The following is a 21,706-nucleotide window of genomic DNA, read 5'->3' on the forward strand; positions in this document are numbered from 1 at the left end:
GGGAAGTTAAGGTTTCTATGCTAAATCATGAAGCGGTGATGGATTACATCCTTAAGTGTTTAAGAGGAATGGTCGCCAGCGAACTGGAAATCAAACCAGAAAGCGACCTCGTTGATGAGTTAGGTCTGGAATCTATCAAGGTGATGGATCTGTTGATGATGCTGGAAGACAGATTTGATATTCCTATCCCTATCAATATATTGCTGGACGTCAGAACCCCCGGACAATTACGAGACGCATTGCTCCCACATCTGGAGAAAACCTATGGGTCTCTATGATCGTTTTGCACGCCTTGCTGATTACCGGAAACAGTTTCAGACATCCGGGCTTAATCCATTCGGCACCTGTATTGATGAGATTTACTCCGCCACGGAAGGGCGAATAGGGAATAAAAAGGTCATTCTGGCTGGCACTAATAACTACCTCGGTCTGACCTTTAATCCGCAGGCGATTGCGGATGCTCAGGCGGCATTAAGCAGTCAGGGTACCGGAACCACCGGGTCGCGCATGGCGAACGGCAGCTACGGTTCACATCTCGCCTTAGAGCAGGAAATTGCAGCATTTTTTAACCGCCCTGCTGCTATCGTGTTCTCAACCGGTTACACCGCTAACCTGGGGATAATCAGTACGCTTGCCGGTCCCGGAACCATTGTATTACTGGATGCGGACAGCCACGCCAGCATCTATGACGCCTGCGCACTGGGGGGGGCAACCATTATCCGCTTTCGCCACAACGACGCCGGGGATCTTGAGCGCCGTATGATGCGTCTGGGGGAGAAAGCTCGCGAAGCCATCATCATCGTTGAGGGCATTTACAGCATGCTGGGTGATGTGGCTCCGCTGAAGGAAATTGTCGACATCAAGCGACGTCTCGGCGGTTATTTAGTGGTTGATGAAGCCCATTCCTTCGGCGTCATGGGCGCGAATGGACGGGGCCTGGCAGAAGCCCTTGGCGTAGAGCAGGATGTGGATATTATTGTTGGCACCTTCAGCAAAAGCCTGGCTTCTATTGGCGGTTTTGCCGTCGGCCCCCGCGCGATGGAGGTTCTGCGCTACAGCAGTCGTCCTTATATCTTCACGGCTTCGCCCTCACCGTCGAGTATCGCCTCCGTCCGCTCCTCACTAAAAACCATTACGCAGCATCCTGAACTGCGTGAGAAACTGTGGAGTCATGCCCGCAGACTCTACCGGGGCCTGGCGGCCTCAGGTTATCAGCTTGGCCCCCACATCAGTCCGGTGGTACCGGTGATGATCGGATCAAAAGAGGATGGTTTAAGCTTCTGGCGCGCCCTGATTGAGAAAAACGTCTATGTGAACCTGGTGCTACCGCCGGCAGCCCCGTCAGATATTACGTTACTGCGCTGCAGTGTGAATGCCGCACACAGCGAAGAGCAAATCGATCGTATTATTCAGGCCTTTGCTGAGCTGAAAAACTAGACGCCCCGTACCGTACTATCATGCCGTACACAGACCTGTGGCGGCATGTCTTCCTTCCCCGCTCCGTTAATGACGCCGATCAAACCAATATACCAGCCCCATAGCGAGCAGCAGCAGCAGTGCTGCGGGTGCCAGCGTGGTTAGCAGCACATTCAGAGCAAATAGCAGCCCTAAATTCACAATGATTTGATAGCTGATATAGGTAAGCAGGCCTACTATCACGCCCACAGCCAGGCGGCTTCCCAGGCCTGGCGATCGGGGCGTGCTGAACGTAAACGGGATCGCCAGCAAAATCATCGCCAGGGTCAGTAGCGGCCGCCCCAGCTTTTGCCATAGCGCAATCTGAAACTCGCTATCCGGCTGGTGAGTATCCCGCAGGTAATGGATGTACTGCCAGAGCTGGTGAATGGAAAAGCTGTCGCTGGGCAGCATGAGTTCCGCCAGACTGATGCGGGTAAAAATGGAGTGCCATTGCAACGTCGTCAAGTGTGTTACCGTCTCTGTACGCCCCGTCCACTGCTTCTGATTAACGCCGTGCAGCACCCATATTCCGTTAGCAAGAACGCTGGCCTTTTCCGCAAAGAGATAAGACGCCAGAGAGAGGTCGGGCCGGTAATAAAAGACCTCAATGCCCACCGGCTGATGATGTTCATCCAGGGTTTTTACCGTAGCAAATTCGTTGCCACGCTTCGCCCATAGCCTGTTTGCAACGCTGTCATTACTCTCCTTATCCTGAGCCATAGCGACGTTTTTCAGCTGCAATGCGCGCTGCTGTAACGGAGAAGCCACCCACTCATCGAGCGCAGCCAGCGTGAGCGTAAATATCAATCCGGCACACAAAATCGCCCCGGCAATGCCAACAACAGAAACACCCGCCGTGCGTATGGCCGTTAACTCCAGACTTTTCGATAATTGCCCCAGACCGACGATCCCTCCTAGCAGCGCAATAAATGGCCCCAGGTCGATCAGGCTTCTGGGCATCGTCATAAGCACCACCATCACCGCCTGTGTCCAGCGATAGCCGCCGGGACTGACATCATCAAGTTCGTTAATCAGATTAAACGTGGTGAACAGGGGGAGTAAAAGCCCCGCCGCCGCTGCAAAGCCAAGAAAGACGTTGCGGATTAAATAGCGTCTGAAAATGTTCATCGAAAAGGTTTCTGCAGGAGTGAAAGGTCGCGCGCGATCAGGAAAAGAACCCCGATCAGCATCATAACAGGCACCAGCCATACCCCCGGAATAAGGGGAATGGCACCATTTGCTACCAGGGTGCGGCTGAGATTACCGCCGTAAAAAATAGCGGTAAATAATACGGTTAACGGAAGCAGCGTGGCAAAACGCCCCTGCCGGGGTTTCAGACGGCTCAGCGAGACGGCTAAAAGTGCCATCAAAATCGTGCTGACGCCACGGGTCTCTCTCCACTGCAATTCTGCCCTGTCCGCCAGGCTGGTCGACCGCGCCAGTGCAGATAACGATGCCGACTTACGCTTAACTTTCAGGTTCTGAACGACCGGTTTGAGATGCAGATTGAGGTGCTGGTAGATCGTTTCGTTATCATCTTTTCCCTGATGGTCCAGCACGTAAGACGTACCGGAATGCAGCATCACCGTAGGACGGGTTGGCGACGGGTCGGTCACCTTGACCATTCTGGCGCGGTAGATGCTGCTTTTGATTCCTGAGGAGGTATAAATCAGGGCATCGGTCAATATGCTGGTCGCCGGGTCAATCTTTGCCGCCAGAACCATCCTGCCCTCATCATTAACGTTAAACTTGTCAGCACTCAGATGATGGACGTCCAGTTCAGACTGCGACTGCTGCTCCAGCTGATAAATCTGTCCGTAGGCCCAGGGCCTGGCATACAGAGAAAGCAGCATAACCAGTATTCCCAGCGGAACAGCCAGAAACATCACGGCCTTATAGAGCCTTAGCGGACTGCTGCCAGACGCAAAAATAGCCGTAATTTCTGAGTCGCTGTAAAGCTGGCCCAAAGTCACACCGACTGAAACATAGAGGCCCACGGGAAGCAGCATCTCCAGTGCAATCAGTACTTTGTAGAACACGATGTCAGCCACCACCTTCAGGGCCAGAGTGCCGTTGGCCGCTTCGGTCAGATAGCGCTGGGCGGAATAACTGGCAAAAATAAAGATTAAGAAACCCACGATGGTCAGAATTAACCGATGGGTCTGAGTCACAATGTAGCGCTCTATCAGATACATGACGTCCGGACATCCCAATGACTATTTATTAAGCAGCTTACGGACCCTGGTCAGCACCTGAGTGACTTCCTGCGGCGTCAGTGAGCCATCTTTTGCCCACTGAACGCGGCCATGTTTGTCCAGAAGTAAAATGGTTGAACTCTCCTCATCAAGTTGCCAGGCTTTTCGGCCCAGCCCCTCACTGTCGATAATGAATTGTGCCCAGGGATAGCGCCGTTTATTTTTCTCAATCTTTTTACGCACAAAATAACCAGAGCCGGGGATCTCATCGTCAGTGTTGACGATGGTCGTAGGTTGAAACTGGTCGGTCGGAAAATTTGCGTTCTTTATTGCCCCGATTAGCATTGAATTTTTATTTTTCGCCGAGGTACGTCCGGCGATATATTGCACAACACGAACCTTCCCGGCGAACTGTGAACTCTGCCAGGGCTGATAGTGAATATGTTGATTATTGAGTAAAAGTTCCCCCCGGTTTGTCACAGCTATCGGTGGAACCCGGTGACCGGTAAGGAAATTATGTGCACTGGCCACCAGCGAAAATAATAATATTGAAACAACCAGTAAACGACTTAATATCATAGTGCATCCTTTCTTGAAATGATTCAAAACAGACGAGTTGCCTTCAATCTTCAACGCCGACATCGGCGCTGATTTTCATTCAGGATAAAGATATGCCAGCCACCGTCATTGCCATATAGTGGCACCGGCGTCTGGCCTGGTTAAGTCCTGTAAAGGAAAGCGAGAAAGAAACAGTTCCAGACGTTGCCGAATATTATTATCCAGTTGAGAAGGCCGTTGATAGGAATTAAGCCCTGCGAGGTTATCTCTGACCATTTCATCATGGCGGTCGCCCATCAATCCATTAATAGCGGCCAGAAAGCGGGAAATCTGGCGGGCATCCTGATTATCCGGCCGAATCGCCCTTATGGTGTCATAGTAAGATACCTGCTGGCTTATTATTTTACGTGCCGAGTGGAACTCTTCGCCTGTCAGCTGCGGTTTAATAAGTAATCCCTGAAGCAGGCGCATCTGAGCCTGACGATAAGCCATAAAGTCATCTACCGTTTCCAGCTGTATCCGACGCAAAGAGTTGCTCACCCATGCCCAGACTGGGGCACTCAGATAAAATCGCAAAAGCCGGCCATAATGTTTCACCGACTGCTTATTTTCGTTACGAAACGCATCCTGAAAGCGGCCGAGAAAAACAGTCGTCTTACTGAACAAAAACCTGGAGGTGTGACTTTTACTGTAAAGCCGCTGGGAAAATCGCAAATGCTTGTAGCGCGAGCGCATATATTTATATTGCATTCTCTCCGCGGCTGACAGTTCCCCCCCGTTTAAAACCTTCAGCACCAGATTCAGTAAGGCTGTGCGTTCAACCCCCTCCTCCCAGTATTGCAGACACAGTGAATAATTATCTCTGATATTATCCATCGTGCATTGCAGTGGGATAACCGGAGGCAGGCTGACATTTTCATCAACAACATCATCTTCATCGACAACATTAAATAACAACTGAACGGTTTCAGGTAAAAATCTTTTTCGCTCTTTTTTTCTCATTATGGCTTACTCTCACTCGGCACACTGAAGGTTATTAAATGACGCTGACGGTAGGCACGTAAGACAGGAATAAAGGAGAACAGCACGTCCAGACATTGCCCTGCCAAAAAAGCAAATGCGGCCCCCGACACCCCCATCCATCGGGACAACACCACGAGCAGCACGATATAGCATACTGATGCCAGGGTCTGTGCCACTAAGAACGCACGTTGTTTCCCTGCCATAAACAATAATGATTCCTGGGGGAACCCCAGCATCGAGACGACAATGGCGCACAGCATGATCACAATTAAGTCGTATGCCATCAGGTACTGATGGCCGAAGACCAGGGAAATCAACGGTTTTCCGGTAATCATTACAATAAGAGCAACAATAATGCCCACTCCCCCTGCTAATAAAGCCGACCGCAGCCCCAGCAGCCAGGGTCTTTTTGTGCGCGGGTCCAGCCGCATGACCTCCGGGTAGAAACTTTTTTCTATCAATTTTGCCGGCGTTCCGGTGGCACCAAAAAACGTCATGGCAATTTTAAATAGCCCTGCCGCCGACGGCCCCAGGACAACACCGACTAACACCGTACTGCACGAGTTGCGCGCAGCCCAGATAGAGTGGGCAAAGTTCGTCGTCCAGACAAAATTCCACGCCCCCCTGATTTTACGGCCCGCGTCAAAAAGTCGCGGGCGTAATGCGTTATGGATATCTCTGCGGCGCAGTTCGCGCGCAGCAAACCACCAGTAAAGGGTTCCCCCCACCAGGTTAGAGCCATACCAGGTGATAATAAAACCGGTAAAACCAAAGTCACAGAGGTAAGAAATCACACTGCCTGCCGCACGCAGAAAAGGCTTTGTCGCCTGTTGAACCGCAATCAGGTCGAAGCGATCAACCGCGCGTAAAATTCCTGTCGGCGTTGATGCAGCCAGGGAGGGGATCAGCGTGCAGTAGAGCATGGCCAGCCAGAAGTGATGGGAATCGAGCCCTAAGGAGTGAGAAAGTAGCGGGAGCAGCAGCATGCCTCCGATCACCGCAACGGTACCGCTGGCAATATCCAGACCAAATGAAAAGGCGATCACATCGCGAAATTTTTGCACATTCTTGCTGGCCAGGGCCGGCGTACCGTATTGCACCACCAGCTGCCACGTCTGGAACTTAATAAAGTCACTGATTGCTTTGGCATAAGACTGAATAACCACAAGCATCCCAAACATTGCGGGAGACATGCCTTTGCCCGCACAGGACAGCGCCAGTAAATTCAGCAGCGCACCCACCACATTACTGGAACCTAAATACGCAGCGTTGCGGATAATGGTGCGCAGAGCGCCATCAGAAAACCAATGTTTCATGAAAAAAACCAGCCATATTAAATAATCCTGCCTTACTGGGCATCAATAACCAATAAGGATAAGTTAACCCGGCACATGCATCAGACAGCTCTTATTTGTCGATCACCCTGAGATTATTTTTCTGTGTGAGGACTCTGCAACCGCAGAGACGGCATTTAGTGCTTTTTCCAGCACATCACAGTAGGGCTCGCGTGAATTAATCTCGAGAACGTTGGCATGGTTGTAATTAATCTTTCCCATGACCGCGATTTTATCCCGCAACTCTTGATAGTCGTGGTCGGGTTTGCGGGAAAAAGCAGTATCGATATCGATATTAAGACGGATCACTAACTCAGGCCGATACCGTGACATTCTCTGATATAAACGACGTTCACGTTTTGCCAGACGCCTCATCAGCCTCCCCTTCACACGCTCCACACCAATGCCGGGGCCATCGTAGTGAAAACCTGAAATTTCAGCCTGCGGGAAGCGATCGCTGATCACCATGACGCCGTCCCGGGCCAGACGCATCACCTGGCGTAAATGGGCCATGCGGCGCAGCGAGAACCCATACATGATCAACGCCGCCCACCATGGGAGAGCCTGCGTGCTCATGCTCTGAGTCTTTGAAGACCTGGCCGCCAGCCGACGCTCAAGCCAGACGCCGATAACAGGCAGGCGTTTAATTTTATCGCCATCTTCACCCGATACCAGGCCCAGATACCGCCGCTCTGTTACCCAGCGCATTTTCATGTTTTTAACGAGGTCTGCGGTAAGCGTCGATTTACCCGTGCCATCGCAGCCGACCACCGCCACCAGTCCCGCAATGTAAGCGGGAGCGTGATTAGCCTCCGGTTTATTGTCTGACATCAGCTTCATTCCTCAACATAATCAACAGACTGAGGATGCGATGAGGCGAGACAGGCGCGAATCGCGCTTAATGACTTATTGAGAATACTCTCCGCTGGCTCACGGCCATTGACGTCAAAGATCTTCGCACCATTGAACGTCAGATGGGGGATCACTGCAGTTTTCTCGCGTAGCACGGCAAGCGGGTGGTCGGGTTTACGTAAATGCGCCGTTTCAGCGTCAATATCCAGCCGGATCAGCAGTAATGGGGGGTAAGACGCCATCCACTGATACAGTTTTATTTCACGCCTGCGCAGCGCGCGTATCCAACCGCTCCCGCCTGCAGTCTTTGCCAGCTGCGGGCCATCAAAGCGAAACCCAGCCACTTCAGCCTGCGGATAGCGATCGGTAATCAGCAAACAGCCTTTTTTACAGCGGCTCAACATTCGCCGAAACTTAATTGCCCGCCAGCAGGAAAGCAGGTAGATAACCAGTGCGGTGCCCCCCCCCGGCGGTAACGATGGACGCTGATGAACACGCTGCGCCTTCGCCACTAAACAACGGCCAAAAGGTGCGCCAATAAGGGGAAGGCAACTCATCCACTCACCGATACGACCTGAAGACTGTCCAAGGTACAGTAATTCGGTCGGCTCCAGAGAAGAGAGGTGATTCACCAGGCTTGCAGCCAGCGTTGATTTTCCCGAACCATCACAACCAGCAATTGCGATGACCCGAACAGGCGCATGATTAAAAAAAGAGGAAGTCTGTCTGTTCACTTAAAACCCAATATCAGAAATTTGCCCGATGTTAATTGATCTTATCTTTCTGATATTTGCGGTTAAGTGCGAAAGCGTGATTATTCATGAACTCAGGCTATTTTCAACAGCCAGACTCTTGATGACATCAGAATAAGAGCGTATTTTCCGTGGGATAATTTCAGGGAGGAATGAGTATGGAATCGAAAATGCCGCCGCTTATCGCGGTTATTGGCAGTGACGGATCGGGAAAATCAACGGTCTGTGAACATCTTATTGAACATGTGAGAAAATATGGCCCTGCTGTCAGAGTCCACCTGGGGAAACAGGCGGGTAACGTAGAGCGCGCGGTGATTAAACTGCCGTTATTGGGTCATTCTCTTAATAAGGCGATTAAACGCAATAAAGTCAGAAATACCAAAAAACTGCCTGGCCCACTGCCTGGCCTGGTGATTATGAGTTTCGTCGCTCGCCGGTTATTGCGCTTCAGGAAAATGCTGACTTATCGTCGTCGTCATTTGATTGTTTTAACCGATCGGTTTCCGCAGGTGCAAATTCCCAACACCTACGACGGCACCGTTTTTCCTGTTAATGCACCAGGGGGACGATTCGTGTCATGGCTGGCACATCTGGAACGCAAAGCCTTCGAGTGGATGGCACAACAAAAGCCGGACTTAGTGATAAAACTGAACGTCGATCTTGAGGTCGCCTGCGCCCGCAAACCCGATCACAAACCGGAGTCGCTGGCCAGAAAAATTGCCGTAACTCCCCTGCTGACTTTTGGGGGCGCACAGCTGGTAAATATTGACGCCAATCAGCCGCTGGATGACGTGTTGAATATTGCAAAAAAAGCGGTATCGGACTTCATGGAAACACAGGGATATGATCCGGTGAGCGAAGCGGCATCCGACATCAGCCAGAGGCGGTAAACTCAACCTGCCAGGAGGGGGCGTTACGGCTCCCTCCCCACTGCTTCTCTGTCGGGTGACTGACAGCACGGCACCATTCAGTAATCAGAATTGATTACGACCCGCTCTCCATACACGCCATTGCGCGGCAGAGGCAGGTTAGATGAGTTAAGCGGTCTGAGTACCCGGATCCCTTCCGCGCCGGCAGCGCGCGCATCAGTAATATCGTTATCCGCATCACCATAATAGAACCGGATATGGTGGCTGCGGATGTCATTCACTTTCGCCCCTTTACCTTCCCCGGAAAAAATGACCGGGTTCATTTCATCTGTCGGAATGGCGAAATCTTTAGCAATCTGAGGCGTCAGCGCCTCGTGACCGCTGCCCGGCATTGGGCGCCCGGTAATAAACCAGATGCGATCCCCGCGATCCCGGTGCAGTTTAATTAACGCCTGCGCTGATTTTTTTGGAACGGAAAAAGCATCCCAGCCGTTACTGACCTGCTCCCAGAACGCTTTATTCTTCAGAAAGTCATTATTACCGGGTGAAAACATCTGCTGCCCATGAAAGAAAGCCGGGGTCGAATAGAACAGGGTATCGTCAAGATCAAAGCCCACATCTGTCGGAGGCTTATCTTTCAGTTCCGCGGCGATCTGTTCAACCGATATCCAGTGAATAGCGTACTGACTGTTGAGCTGCTGCAGGGTTGCACCCGCGCCTTGCACCGTTTCTGGCTCACTGGCGCTGAACGCCGGAGCGGTACACCACAGAGAGGCCAGCAGCGTGAGGTAAAAAGAGGGCCGTTTTAGCAAAGACATTTAACATCCTTAATCGTGAAGTTAGAACAGGTTGAAAGCGTAGTCGACCTGGAATTCGACTGAATGGTTAACGGCACGCTTTGGCGTACCGTCGCTGTTGAGGATCGGTCGGTTATTCTGGCTTTGATAGTTCCATGACGGCCCACCGGAGAGCTGAAAACTGAGTTTTTTCACCCCCGATGGCTGCCATTTTGAAAAGAAGAGGGTTTCGCCGCGCCGGATAGCGTGGTCCTGATAGCGGACTCCCCAGCCAAAGGCACTTTGCAACCCCACCCTGACCTGCGGCGTGATGAGATATTCGGTGGTCCAGGCCAGCATTTTTTCGTTATTGCCAACGTAATCATTACCCCAGGCATTCGCCATCGAGTCGAATCTGCCACGGCTATTTTTCGCCATATGGCGCTCAAAATATCCCAGCCGATCGGTAGATTTCGCTTTGGTCCAGGAGGCACCGACCTTGTGTTTCCAGCTATTCTGCCGCCATTCAACATACACTGACGGGTGCCAGGCATCGTGATTAAACGGGCGGGCGTCAGGGCTCATCGCTTGCCAGTTTTTCAGCCCGTGGTTGTAGTAGAGCATCCCCAGTACGTTAACCTGGTGCTCAGATTCGGCAGGCTGCCAGCCAAACTGAACGCCATGCCGTTGCAAATAACGCTGACTTTCACCAAAGAAATAAAGGGCGCTGAAGCCCTGCTGTTGATACAGCAACTCGCCTGTAGACAAATGCCCAATCTGTTTTTTGCGATCCGCCGTGGTAAAGCGAATCTGCTCCGGCGATCCTCTGTCGCTGTAGCGCGTAAGCCATGCACCGCGGACGATAAACGGCCCCATGCCACTATCCATACGCCAGCCCTGATAAGTACTGGGAATGGTGCGGCTTGAGTTGGTGATCGCCCCCCACTGGTGGACAATCTGCCAGCCTGCATACAGTTTTAAATAGCTGTCGTCCCCCTCCAGTTTCGCTTTAGCGAACAGCTGGCCAAACTTGTGGAATCCTTTCGCCTTACCCTTATCGTTGTAAAGAATGCTGCGTCCCCAGAAATCATCGCTGGCCGCCAGTTTAAATGCCTGATAATACGATGCATCGACGCCCAAAATATCCGCCAGATAACCGGAGCTGTAATCGAGGGAAACGCCCTGCCCCCAGGCAGTCTGTACAGACCGCCGGCCAGCGTCAGAAGTATTGAGGTTCTTAAATTGATTCCTGAGGGAGATATCCATATGGCTGTTGGTAAAAAAGCTATTTACTGAGTCTGGTAACAGCGTTGGCGTTCCAGCCAGAGCATAGAGCGGCAGAGGAGAAAACGTAAGTATGGCACCAGACAGCAGAATTTTTGATCTGTGAGATATCGTCAATAACATGATTGAAAATCCTTTTCATTTTTTATTCATGGCTGCTCGTCCTGTCAGCATGCGGCAGAATAATAACAAAGTGTGCAGGGGGTAAAGTGACTGACTTCACAGTTAATTGTCACAACTGGAATAATTTAGCCATATATCGCTGCGGGTTATGATGTTGCAAAAAATGATTCGCCGTCCGGGCTGCGATCGTCAGCCGGGCGATAGTGCTCGGCCAGGCCTGAGGCCGCACATGCTGTCGGCACGCTGCTACAGAATAAAACGCCTCTCATGGATGGCAACTCTGTTTGCGCAGAGGGCGTGTCACTTTATAGATTAATCGTATTGAACAGGTTGAAATGACTCATTATTCATAAAAATATTAGTTAAAATAATGCGCCACGTTATACCAGGAAACATCCTAATATCAGCTGATTTCACCGTTTAAAATTGATAAATACCCGACAACCCTGACACCAGCCAGAGCGAGCAACATCGTTAATCACTCATAAAATCATAAAGTTATTATATGTTAATCTTGTTCAATCGTTTTAGCCTATTAATAATATCGGGCGAACACCAAATTAGTTTCAGCGTTATTTAACATCATGGTTTATAATTATTTTGCAGGTAAGAAGTTAATCTTTATAAAAGCTCTATGGAGGTATTTTGACTATTTCTGATGAAGATGAAAAACAACACGTCGTGATCGGCGAGGCTGCCATGAATCTAATCTTCAACAGGGAAGAAATCAGCCTCGGGGCGCTGATCAATCAGTTGCAGAGTATGGCCAGCGCTGAGCAAGATGACGATCGGCTCCTGAAAATCTGGGAAGCCAGGAAGTGGCTGCTTGAATTTAAGAAGGGTGCCCTGACTGCCCCCTCTGGCAACCACTGGCTCGCATCCCCGGACAACCAGAGCGATCCGGCCAGTAAGGAGTCTGATATACATATGGGCCTCTATGCAGACTCAGACAACCCGAAACGCTCAAGATAGGCCCTACCCTCCTCAACTCTGCCGCTAATATCATCAGCGGAAAAATGCCGTCACGGATGACGGCATCCCACCAGAAGTCATAAAATTCAGAATATTTCCCATTTTCTCTGCGTAACAGAAATGTATCATCTGTGCGCACTATAATCTGTAACATCATGATATCTATCAAATAGCACTTTTTGCACAAGATAATAATGAATCAAAATTCACTATTACTGTACAAGTTACCCATAGATGTATAACTTTAGTGCGTAAATTTTGACAATATTGAACTCTACGACTGAGGGACATTCTAATGCGTCAGGACGGTTCCAATCCAAAGATTGAAAATGACATCAGCCGTTATTTTAGTGAGGTTATCATGCCCTCTCAGCAGGAAACACTTGGCCATATTGTGGTTGAGATCCTGCGTTCAGGCCGTAACCTTAACCGAAAAGCTATCTGTTCAAAGTTGCTGACGCGCCTTGAACTGGCATCAGGACCGGAGCAGGAACGGCACTATCAAGAACTGATTGGCATGCTTTTTGGCCGCGGTGACTGAGTTTTATAGCATTATGTTTGCTGATTGAAGACGTTTCAGTGCCCGTTACGTTACGACTCAGTCCGACCATCTGACCGTCCCGCTCTCCGGCAAGTTGCTGGAATTCACAACCGGGATGCAGGTCTCTGCAGGTATGACCGTTATGCCTGTATCACTGATTCAGAGAAGTTGGTATGTACAGAAACGAAGACGAAGAAGAATTACTTTCCGAAATTATGTTAGGCGAAGCTGTTATGGTTCTGCTGAAATCCGATGCGGCTATCAGCAGTGCAGCTCTTATACGTCAGTTACAGTCTATGGCCGCCGTTGAGCAAGAGACGTTGAAGCAGCGCGCCTGCAGACGCGCTATCGCCGAGGTCAGAGACAGTCAGGCCGCTGACCGGGCCAGTGACACTAAAGAAATTCGCGATCGCGATAACGTGACACATCTCTTCACCAGCGAAGGCCCGGCAGACGGAACAAAAAAACACTGATGGTTCCGGCTGGGTGTACTACGCTCAGTCGTGGTGTTAAGTGGCATTTTCTGTTCGTCGCCCCTCTTCCTGTCGTTCTGAAGGGGGGTGGCGTTATACACCGGCAGATTGTTTCGTTTAACGATGTCACTTTTTCGCTTTTAGTATCAGCGTGTTGTGCCTCAAACCACTGAGCATAACCTTTTGAACTGATCCAGAAAGTTTTTCTCCACTTTTTATAAGGCCACTAACATGCTGCAAATGTCATCTGAAACTGAAATCCTTAACTACTTCCAGGGTGGCGGTGAGAAATTTTCTCAGGAAACACAGGTTCTTGGCGCGGTCATTAAAGAACTGGCCTCAGGCGGCAGGCACGTTAACAATAAAGCTATCATCCTGAAGCTTATTGAAAAACTGGAGACGACCAGTGATGTTGTCCAGTTAGATGTTTACCGCCAGGTGCTCGAGGTCGTGGTGGGAATGACTCCTGACGATGCCTGATAATTAATGGATTAATGCCACGGTTGGCGGTCACCCCATCTGACTGAAATACTCAGCGGTGGGGTGTACCACCCAACTTTTCAATCAATGAGTCCGTTCCCACCTGTTAGTGAAAACTTTCCAGCAGATAACGAAATGCCTGACGATATATGTTCTGAACGTCAGCGTCAGACGTTCTGGCACTCTGCGACTGCAGCATAATTAGCACGCTCTTCTTATCAAGAGGCTGCCGGGACATAATCAGTTCTGAGACTGCCCGCCCAATAACTGCATAAATTTCTTTTGGATAACCTTTATTATTGTCGTGCACATTCGCCCCTTATCTGGCTGTATGTACTTATAGCTTATCATTTTACATTAAATAATGCACATCAGTGCCCTTTCTGTTCCTGCCAATATTAAAAGCCTTTCAGGTTGTTTGATAAAACCTCATGATACATAAAGGATTTTCTATTCTGATATCAACCTGAAAAAACCGTAATTATAGCTATCGCGATCAAAACAATGCGAGTGCCTTTAAAGAACCTCAAGATCGGGACTGCATTTTAGGAGTAATCCGCATAGTGATGTGGACACATTATGGTAGCGATTCTTTTCGAGTAATAATTTACCGTTTCTGCGGCAAAAATTTCAAACTCATCTATAATTGAGACGTAGGGTTAAAAACACATAAGGAAATTCCCAATGAAAGCCACAATGTTTAAGGCAACCTTAATCGCAATACTGTCTCTGTCTGCGCTTGCCGGGTGTTCGTCTAATCAGTCACTTCAGACGACCGACGGTAGAACTATCGTCACCGATGGAAAACCGCAGGTGGATGACGAAACCGGGCTGGTCTCTTATAAAGATGCACAGACGGGTAAGACCGAACAGATTAACCGTGAACAGATTAAAAACATGAGTGAACTGGACAACTAAATAACAGGAATTCAAATGAAAAAGATCATGGCATTATCTCTGGCGGCATTGTTCTGCGTTACCGCACTGTCTGGCTGTACTCGCAGCAGCTACGCGATTCACACTAATGATGGCAGGACCATTGTCAGTGATGGCAAACCTAAAGAAGACAGCAAGACAGGAATGATCGGCTATACCGATGCCAACGGCACGGAGCAGCAGATTAACAAAAGTGACGTTAAAGAATTAAGTGAACTGCCGAATTAACTGACTAAGCCCCTGACGGGGCTTTTTTTTGCCTGCTGCATCGATCTTTTCGTTCCCCCTACTCCCCATCCCACTTCCCCTGACAGAATAGCGTGGTCTGCTGCCTTTTCTTAGGTAGAATCATCCCCCTGAAGCGCTCACGCGCAACATCAGCCCGAGATTAAGCCGGTTTCCCCTCTTTCAGGAGTCACTATGAGCGACCCGCAGCCACAACCGGTGCGTAAGCGTCCAATGAAGCTCAGCACCTCAGTCAGCCTGATGGTAAGCGCGGTGATCGCGTCGGTGCTGCTGATTGTTCATCTGTTCTATTTTTTTCAGATCAGTCACGTCACTCAGGAGAGCGTGAAAGATAAAGCGCTGGCGGTGGCACGTACGCTGGCAGACTCACCTGAGATCCAGCAGGCTCTGAAGCTGCCGCCAACCAGCGGGATCATCCAGCCGATTGCCAGCGCCGTGCAGGACAGTAATGACTTGCTGTTTGTCGTGGTGACCAATATGGACGGCATTCGCTACTCGCACCCTAATAAAGATCTGATCAATAAACACTTTATTGGTGAGGATCTGCAACCGGCACTGCTTGGTCGCGAAAATATGGCGATCAATCACGGAAAGTTAGCCGAAGCGCTGCGGCTTTTTACCCCGGTGTATGACACACAGCAGCGGCAGATTGGCGTGGTGGCGATAGGTATCTCGTTAAGTGAAGTCTCTAAACAGATCAATCAGAGCCGCTGGAACATCTTCTGGTCCGCCCTGTTCGGCATACTGGTGGGGGCTCTCGGAACGTTTCTGCTGGTGAATGCCGCCAAGCGCATCCTCTTTGGTCTGGAACCTTACGAGATCTCGACGCTGTTTGAACAGCGCCAGGCGATGCTGCAATCGATGAAAGAGGGCGTCATCGCTGTTGATGATCGGGTGCAGGTCACGCTGATCAACCGGGCTGCCCGCCAGCTGTTACGCGAAACCGGCATCCCGCTGGCGGCCAACCGTGATATCGGCGAGATGGTGGCGGCATCGGGACCACTGATCTCCAACCTGCGCGATGTTCTTAAACATGGCGTACCGCGGCGCGACGAGGAGATTAATTTCAAAGGCAGGATCCTGCTTTGCAATACCATGCCGGTACGCAGCAACGGCGTAATCATTGGTGCCATCTGCACCTTCAGGGATAAAACGGAAGTCAGTCAGCTGATGCAGCGCCTGGACGGCATGGTGAGCTATGTTGATGCGCTGCGCGAACGCTCGCACGAGTTTATGAACAAACTGCACGTCATCCTCGGCCTGCTGCATATGAAAAGTTACGGCAAAGTAGAGGATTATATTCTAAAAACAGCTAATAATTATCAGACGGAAATTGGTTCACTGCTGGGAAAAATCAAGTCGCCGGTGATTGCCGGTTTCCTGTTAAGTAAGATTAACCGCGCCTCCGACACCGGCAATCATCTGCTGATCAGCGATGACTGCCTGCTTCCGGACAGCGGAAATGAACAGCAGGTGGCCGCGCTGATTACCGTGCTGGGTAACCTGATTGAAAATGCGCTGGATGCGCTCGGTCAGAGCGCTGAAGGCGAAGTCAGCGTACTGCTGCACTATCAGAACGGCTTCCTGGCCTGTGAGGTGAGCGACGATGGGCCCGGCATTCCCGCCGACCGGCTGGAGGCAATTTTCGATAAGGGTTTCTCGTCCAAAGGCGATGAGCGCGGCGTCGGGCTGTTTCTGGTAAAACAACAAACCGAGAGCCTTGGCGGGAAAATTATTGTAGAGTCCGAACCTGGCGTTTATACGCAATTTTTTGTACAACTGCCCTGGGATGGAGAGAATAAAAACGCATGATCAATGTTTTAGTCGTCGATGATGATGCGATGGTCGCAGAACTGAATCGCTGCTATGTCGCCCAACTGCCAGGGTTCACCTGCTGTGGCGTTGCATCCACTCTGCAACAGGCAAAAGAACGGGTCTTGAACAGTGAAATCGCCATCGATCTGATTTTGCTGGACGTCTACATGCAGCAGGACAACGGCCTTGACCTGTTGCCCGCCCTGCGCGAGTCCGGACGGTCCGTCGATGTGATTGTTATCTCATCCGCCGCGGATGCCGCCACCATCAAACAGTCGCTGCATTATGGTGTGGTCGATTATCTGATCAAACCTTTCCAGTTCTCGCGCTTTGAAGAGGCGCTGACCGGCTGGAAGCAGAAGAAAACATTGATGGACAACCATCCGTTCTATGAACAGGCCGACGTCGACCAGCTGCTGCATGGCAATCCTGCGGCGGTGGAAGATACTAAACGCCTGCCGAAAGGGTTGACCCCGCAAACGCTGCGTACGCTGTGCCTGTGGATTGATGCACATCCTAATGAGGAGTTTTCCACCGACGACCTCGCCGCCGCCGTCAATATTTCACGCGTGTCCTGCCGTAAATACCTGATCTGGCTGGCACACAGCAATATTTTGTTTACCAGCATTCACTACGGTGCTACCGGACGCCCGGTCTACCGCTACCGTCTGCAGCCGGAGCACAGCGCGCTGCTTAAACAATACTGTCAGTAAGCTGGTATTGGTTATCAAACAGCGTGAAGCCGTACTGACGTTGTGAAGAACAGATCACCTGCCGATCTCTGGTGACAAAAATAGCCTCGATGTGCGGGTTAGCCCGCAAAGTATCGAGGCTTTTTTCTACCCCGAGGCCGTACAGCAGCGTGGTCCAGATATCCCCGTCAATCGAGTCATCGGAAATAACCGTCACGCTCAGCAGTTCGTTGTCCAGCGGGAAGCCGGTGCGTGGGTCAAGAATATGATGATAACGTCGGCCATCCCGCTCAAAATAGCGCTCATACACGCCGGAGGTCACTACCGACTTGTGGGTTACGTTAATCGCACCAATCAGGGCTTCAGGCTCAGCAAACGGCTGTTTCAGGCCAATGCCCCAGCGTTGTTCCGCCGGGTGCCCCAGCGTCTGAACATTGCCGCCCAGATTAATCAGCGCATCACTGATCTGTTGCTGATGCAGATAATCCCGCACCACATCGGCAATATAGCCTTTGGCGATCGCCCCGAGGTCAATCTCCATCCCCCTGCGCTGCAGAAACACCGAACACTGCGTATCATCAAGGATGACCTGACGCGGGTCCGTTAGCGCCAGTAAAGCCTGTAGTTCACTGTGTGACGGCACCGTATTCCCCTGAAAGCCAATCTTCCAGCGTTTAACCAGTGGGCCAATGGTGAAGTTAAAACAGCTTCCGCTCATCCTGCTGACCTCACTGGCGCGCTTAATCAACTGATAGACGGGGGAACTGACCACCACCGGATGCAGACCCGCCGCATGGTTTATCGCCATCACTTCAGACTGAGCGCGGTTAACGGTGAACAGGTTTTCCTGGTGTTTGATCAGACGGAATACGTTGCGGGCCAGCGGTTCGTTATGCTCGAACAGCTTCAGCAGAATGGGGGAACCCATCAGGACGGCGGAGAAGGCGTAAACGCCAGGTTCTGAGGAGAGTGTCATTTATGGTTCCTCAAGGGAAAGAAAGGCCGTCCCCTACAGATTTGGACGGCCTTTTTCTGCAGAGGCCGACCTTTTCGGTCAGCCTTTACTCAGGCTACATCTACAGCCGGTTAACGTTTGGCGTACGCCGCCGCGTTACGTCCGGCGAGAATGCCAAAGATGATAATATCGGCTACGGCATTCCCACCGATGCGGTTAGCACCGTGGATGCCGCCCACCACTTCCCCTGCGGCCCAGGCACCGTTAATCACCTGTTTCTGTGCATCCAGCACGGCGGTATCGGTGTTAATGGTCACGCCGCCCATGGTGTGATGCACGCCAGGGGCGATGCGGATGGCATAGTACGGCCCCTGATTAAGCGGGTGACGCATCGCCGTGGTACGGCCAAAGTCTTCATCCTTCTGCAGCTCAACGCACTGATTGTAGCGACCGAGCGTGGTTTGCAGGGTTTCCTGGTCCATATTCAGCTTCACTGCCAGCTCATGCGGCGTCGGAGCGCTGATGACAAACCCTTTAGCAATATACTCATCGGCTGCTTTGTTGTTGCTGCGTACCTGATCGTCAAAGATGATCCAGGCACTTTTCTCCGGCAGCGCAATGATTTCAGCAGAGACTTTGTCGCGGGTTTCCATCTCGTTATAGAAACGGTGACCGGCCTGGCTGACCAGAATGGCCCCGCCGCCGCGGATCGACTCGGAAATCAGGTAAGAGGTTGTCTGCTCCACGGTCGGGTGGATCTGAATTTCGCCCAGATCCACCGTATCGGCACCGATGTTCTGCAACATGGCAATCCCGCTACCGGTCGCCCCCTTGTGGTTGGTGGTGACAAAACCATCCAGCTCAGGGCGGTATTTCACCACCATCTCACGGTTGGCGCTGAACCCACCGGTTGCCACGATCACACTTTTGGCATTCAGGATGCGGGTGTCATTGTATTCATCGACAACTTTCACCCCGCTGACCACGCCATTTTCCATCAGGATTTCGGCAACCGAGGTTTCCAGCAGCACTTCAATATTGCGCTGGTTAATATTTTTCACCAGGCCGCTAATCAGGAAGCCGCCAACCGCTGAACGATCGGCCGGACGGTGCGTACGGTCAATGCTCATGCCACCGGTGATAGTGATATCGTTCAGTTCGATGCCATTCCCTGCCAGCCATTCAATGGCTTCCGGTGCCAGATTGACGAACTCGCGCAGCAGTGCCGGATTGTTTTTAAACTTGCCACCTTTCAGCGTCTCGTTGTAGAACAGCTCTTTGCTGTCCTCAATCCCTTTCAGCTTCTGGAAGCGGGTCTCAGCGGCGTTCATTCCGACCGACGCTTTAATGGTGTTCCCCCCGATGGTAGGCATCTTCTCGATGATCACCACGTGAGCTCCGGCATCGCTGGCCTGGATAGCCGCAGCCAGACCGCCGCCGCCGCTGCCGACCACGACTACATCGTAGTTCTGCGGTGCCTGCGGGTTACCGCCCTCTTCAATAACGTGTTCTTTGCTGGAGGTGGTCATCGCACGTGAGACGGCTTTTTTCAGCGCCTCACTCTGCGTGGTCGCTCCGGTCACCGCATCCACGTGCGGGCTGTTAGCGACCAGCATACGGGTACGCAGGCTTTCAAAGGTGGTGGTAAAGTCAACGTCAAGCGTATCATCCGGGATCAGGGAGATGTCGGTAATACGGTCCGTGTCGAGGGTGACGTTGATTTTCAGCTTCAGCGCTTCGGCTTCCACTTTCTCCTGGTACACCCCGGCTTTGTATTTACGTCCGCTGGTGCTGACGTCGCGGATCATGGCGTCAACCAGCGAGAAGCGCCACAGCGGTTCAGGGATATTCAGCGCTTCACGCTGGGTGCTGTCAATGAACAGTTCCAGATGATCGTTTTTGATGATGCGGTCAGCCCAGTCAGGATAGGCGATACAGGCTTTACCTACCGCCACCAGATCAAAACCAGACTCCAGCGCCAATTCCGCATCGGCTTTGTTCACCACGCCGCCCACGCCAATCACCGGCACTTTTGCCAGCGTCTCTGAACGTGCAGCGCGGTATTTGGTGATGAGCGGGGTCGGATCCTCACGGTCAACAATCGACGAACGCAGCAGTTGTCCAACCGAGAAGTGAACGTAATCCAGCCCGCGGGCGGCCAGTTTTTCCAGCAGATAGAGGGTGTCGTCAAAGCGAATGCCCGGTACTTCAATCTCTTCCGGAGAGAAGCGATAACCGATAATAAATGATGAATCGGCAAAGCGCTCCACCATTTTGTGAGTGATTTCCAGCACTTCCAGCGGGAAACGGGCACGATTATCACGGCTGCCGCCCCACTTATCATCACGCTGGTTAGAGTTCGGCGAATAGAACTGCTGGATAAGGTAGGTATTTGCTCCGTGGATTTCCACACCGTCAAATCCGGCTTTAATCGCACGGTTTACCGCATCACCAAATTTGGTGATCATCACGTCGACTTCTTCTGCAGTCAGCGCCTGTGGCGTGGTCGCCCCTTCACGCGGTGCAGCAATCGCGCTGGGTGCGACCGGGGTGCGCCCGCCAATCAGCTCTGGCTCGACCATACGGCCGCCGTGGTAAATCTGCAGAATCGCTTTCGAACCTTCGGTTTTTATTGCTTTAGCGATTTTTGCCAGACCGGGGATCTTGTTATCGCTGTCGATAGCAATTGCGCCGGGGAAGGCCGGACCTTTCGGGTCGATAAAGCAGCATTCGACGATCACCGTACCAATACTGCCCGCCCGATCGCGGTAGTATTCAACCAGTTCGCTGGTGACGGTGCCATCGTAAAAGCCCGTGCAGGTAGTCATCGGGGCCATCAGTAAGCGATTTTTTAGTACCGCGCCGTTAGGCAGCGTAAGCGGGTTAAGAATAGGGGTTAACGTATTCATTAGGTGGACTCCAAATTAAAAGTTTTGAATTCTGTCGCGGACGGCTATTTATTAATTATTTGAATGGTCCGATGTCATGACGTTAATATACCAATTTCTTTAGCTATATAAGCGATAACTTTAATTATTTAACTTTTAAATAAAAGAGTCCTTTTTATTAACCCGAAATGATGCAAATAGTTCTATTAATTGTTAATCAACAGAAACAAAAAATCAACCTATCGTTTACAGTAAAGTAAATCACTTTAAAATCAATAAATTACATAAAATCACTTTGCTTTTTTTGAAAATTACCCTACTGTATCTGGAGCGATCAGGTGGTCAAATGAAAATCAGTATTAATAAATCAGCCACATTTGTTAAAAATATAAGGGTGCTCCATTTTTTATTGATCCAGATCAAAGTCTATATTTAAGGATGTCGCATTATATTTATATCAACCCAATAAATAACGGTCATCGCC

22 protein-coding genes are annotated in these 21,706 nt (G+C 50.9%); 11 read left to right on the plus strand and 11 right to left on the minus strand.

Going from position 1 to position 21,706, the window contains the following annotated elements; genetic code table 11:
* Nucleotides 1–17: 17 nt before the first annotated feature.
* Nucleotides 18–278: an acyl carrier protein gene (locus tag ABEH87_RS05385; protein ID WP_346574627.1), complete on the plus strand. Its 261-nt coding sequence runs from the start codon at nt 18–20 to the stop codon at nt 276–278.
* Nucleotides 265–1,437 (plus strand): aminotransferase class I/II-fold pyridoxal phosphate-dependent enzyme, encoded by a 1,173-nt coding sequence (locus ABEH87_RS05390; RefSeq protein WP_346574629.1) that lies wholly within the window; start codon nt 265–267, stop codon nt 1,435–1,437. The genes ABEH87_RS05385 and ABEH87_RS05390 overlap by 14 nt, the downstream gene beginning before the upstream one ends.
* Nucleotides 1,438–1,503: 66 nt before the next feature.
* On the opposite strand, the gene lptG is transcribed toward ABEH87_RS05390, so the two are convergent.
* The 7 genes from lptG to ABEH87_RS05425 form a co-directional block, all read right to left on the minus strand.
* On the minus strand, nt 1,504–2,586 hold the full coding sequence (lptG, locus tag ABEH87_RS05395) for an LPS export ABC transporter permease LptG (RefSeq protein ID WP_346574631.1): 1,083 nt from the start codon (nt 2,584–2,586) through the stop codon (nt 1,504–1,506).
* Nucleotides 2,583–3,653, minus strand: coding sequence for an LPS export ABC transporter permease LptF (gene lptF, locus ABEH87_RS05400; protein ID WP_346574633.1), 1,071 nt, complete (start codon nt 3,651–3,653; stop codon nt 2,583–2,585). The genes lptG and lptF overlap by 4 nt, the downstream gene beginning before the upstream one ends.
* 21 nt (nt 3,654–3,674) lie before the next feature.
* The gene (locus ABEH87_RS05405; RefSeq protein WP_346576144.1) at nt 3,675–4,232 is read right to left on the minus strand and encodes a YtfJ family protein; all 558 of its coding nucleotides are present in this window, start codon (nt 4,230–4,232) and stop codon (nt 3,675–3,677) included.
* Between the two features lie 105 nt (nt 4,233–4,337).
* Entirely contained in the window at nt 4,338–5,213 is an 876-nt protein-coding gene (locus ABEH87_RS05410) for a hypothetical protein (protein ID WP_346574634.1), read from the minus strand.
* A complete protein-coding gene (locus ABEH87_RS05415; protein ID WP_346574636.1) occupies nt 5,213–6,550 on the minus strand; it encodes a lipopolysaccharide biosynthesis protein in 1,338 nt (445 codons plus the stop codon). Before ABEH87_RS05415 ends, ABEH87_RS05410 begins: the two co-directional genes overlap by 1 nt.
* A 102-nt stretch (nt 6,551–6,652) precedes the next feature.
* Nucleotides 6,653–7,399 (minus strand): hypothetical protein, encoded by a 747-nt coding sequence (locus ABEH87_RS05420; RefSeq protein WP_346574638.1) that lies wholly within the window; start codon nt 7,397–7,399, stop codon nt 6,653–6,655.
* A gap of 5 nt (nt 7,400–7,404) precedes the next feature.
* Entirely contained in the window at nt 7,405–8,154 is a 750-nt protein-coding gene (locus tag ABEH87_RS05425) for a hypothetical protein (protein ID WP_346574640.1), read from the minus strand.
* 176 nt (nt 8,155–8,330) lie between these two features.
* Here ABEH87_RS05425 and ABEH87_RS05430 point away from each other — a divergent pair, with 176 nt between their 5' ends.
* Entirely contained in the window at nt 8,331–9,062 is a 732-nt protein-coding gene (locus tag ABEH87_RS05430; protein WP_346574642.1) for a dTMP kinase, read from the plus strand.
* A 77-nt stretch (nt 9,063–9,139) separates the two neighbouring features.
* Here the strand turns inward: ABEH87_RS05430 and aphA are convergent, their stop codons facing one another.
* Both aphA and ABEH87_RS05440 read right to left on the minus strand, forming a co-directional pair.
* Entirely contained in the window at nt 9,140–9,859 is a 720-nt protein-coding gene (aphA, locus tag ABEH87_RS05435) for an acid phosphatase AphA (protein ID WP_346574644.1), read from the minus strand.
* Nucleotides 9,860–9,880: 21 nt separating this feature from the next.
* The gene (locus tag ABEH87_RS05440; RefSeq protein ID WP_346574646.1) at nt 9,881–11,224 is read right to left on the minus strand and encodes an OprD family outer membrane porin; all 1,344 of its coding nucleotides are present in this window, start codon (nt 11,222–11,224) and stop codon (nt 9,881–9,883) included.
* A gap of 645 nt (nt 11,225–11,869) precedes the next feature.
* On the opposite strand from ABEH87_RS05440, the gene ABEH87_RS05445 reads away from it, so the two are divergent.
* The 8 genes from ABEH87_RS05445 to dcuR all read left to right on the plus strand — a co-directional run bounded on the left by ABEH87_RS05445 (nt 11,870) and on the right by dcuR (nt 17,400).
* Nucleotides 11,870–12,196 (plus strand): hypothetical protein, encoded by a 327-nt coding sequence (locus ABEH87_RS05445; protein WP_346574648.1) that lies wholly within the window; start codon nt 11,870–11,872, stop codon nt 12,194–12,196.
* Nucleotides 12,197–12,491: 295 nt separating this feature from the next.
* Nucleotides 12,492–12,737 (plus strand): regulatory protein YcgZ, encoded by a 246-nt coding sequence (gene ycgZ / locus ABEH87_RS05450; RefSeq protein WP_154751471.1) that lies wholly within the window; start codon nt 12,492–12,494, stop codon nt 12,735–12,737.
* Between the two features lie 173 nt (nt 12,738–12,910).
* A complete protein-coding gene (locus tag ABEH87_RS05455) occupies nt 12,911–13,210 on the plus strand; it encodes a hypothetical protein (RefSeq protein ID WP_346574650.1) in 300 nt (99 codons plus the stop codon).
* A gap of 231 nt (nt 13,211–13,441) precedes the next feature.
* Entirely contained in the window at nt 13,442–13,690 is a 249-nt protein-coding gene (locus tag ABEH87_RS05460; protein ID WP_346574652.1) for a biofilm/acid-resistance regulator YmgB/AriR, read from the plus strand.
* Nucleotides 13,691–14,374: 684 nt separating this feature from the next.
* Nucleotides 14,375–14,608: a YgdI/YgdR family lipoprotein gene (locus ABEH87_RS05465; protein WP_346574654.1), complete on the plus strand. Its 234-nt coding sequence runs from the start codon at nt 14,375–14,377 to the stop codon at nt 14,606–14,608.
* Between the two features lie 15 nt (nt 14,609–14,623).
* Nucleotides 14,624–14,854 (plus strand): YgdI/YgdR family lipoprotein, encoded by a 231-nt coding sequence (locus ABEH87_RS05470; RefSeq protein ID WP_346574655.1) that lies wholly within the window; start codon nt 14,624–14,626, stop codon nt 14,852–14,854.
* Between the two features lie 192 nt (nt 14,855–15,046).
* Nucleotides 15,047–16,684, plus strand: a complete 1,638-nt coding sequence (locus ABEH87_RS05475; RefSeq protein WP_346574656.1) for a sensor histidine kinase — start codon at nt 15,047–15,049, stop codon at nt 16,682–16,684.
* Nucleotides 16,681–17,400, plus strand: coding sequence for a two-component system response regulator DcuR (gene dcuR / locus ABEH87_RS05480; RefSeq protein WP_346574657.1), 720 nt, complete (start codon nt 16,681–16,683; stop codon nt 17,398–17,400). Before ABEH87_RS05475 ends, dcuR begins: the two co-directional genes overlap by 4 nt.
* Here the strand turns inward: dcuR and ABEH87_RS05485 are convergent.
* Both ABEH87_RS05485 and ABEH87_RS05490 read right to left on the minus strand, forming a co-directional pair.
* Nucleotides 17,381–18,355: an FAD:protein FMN transferase gene (locus ABEH87_RS05485; protein ID WP_346574659.1), complete on the minus strand. Its 975-nt coding sequence runs from the start codon at nt 18,353–18,355 to the stop codon at nt 17,381–17,383. The two genes, dcuR and ABEH87_RS05485, sit on opposite strands and share 20 nt — an antisense overlap.
* 110 nt (nt 18,356–18,465) lie before the next feature.
* Nucleotides 18,466–21,243 carry a flavocytochrome c gene (locus ABEH87_RS05490; protein WP_346574660.1) on the minus strand — a complete coding sequence of 926 codons (2,778 nt, stop codon included), beginning with the start codon at nt 21,241–21,243 and terminating at the stop codon, nt 18,466–18,468.
* Nucleotides 21,244–21,706 lie beyond the last annotated feature (463 nt).

Origin of the sequence: Erwinia sp. Eh17-17, from assembly GCF_039675725.1 — a bacterium.
Taxonomy (GTDB): Bacteria; Pseudomonadota; Gammaproteobacteria; order Enterobacterales; family Enterobacteriaceae; genus Erwinia.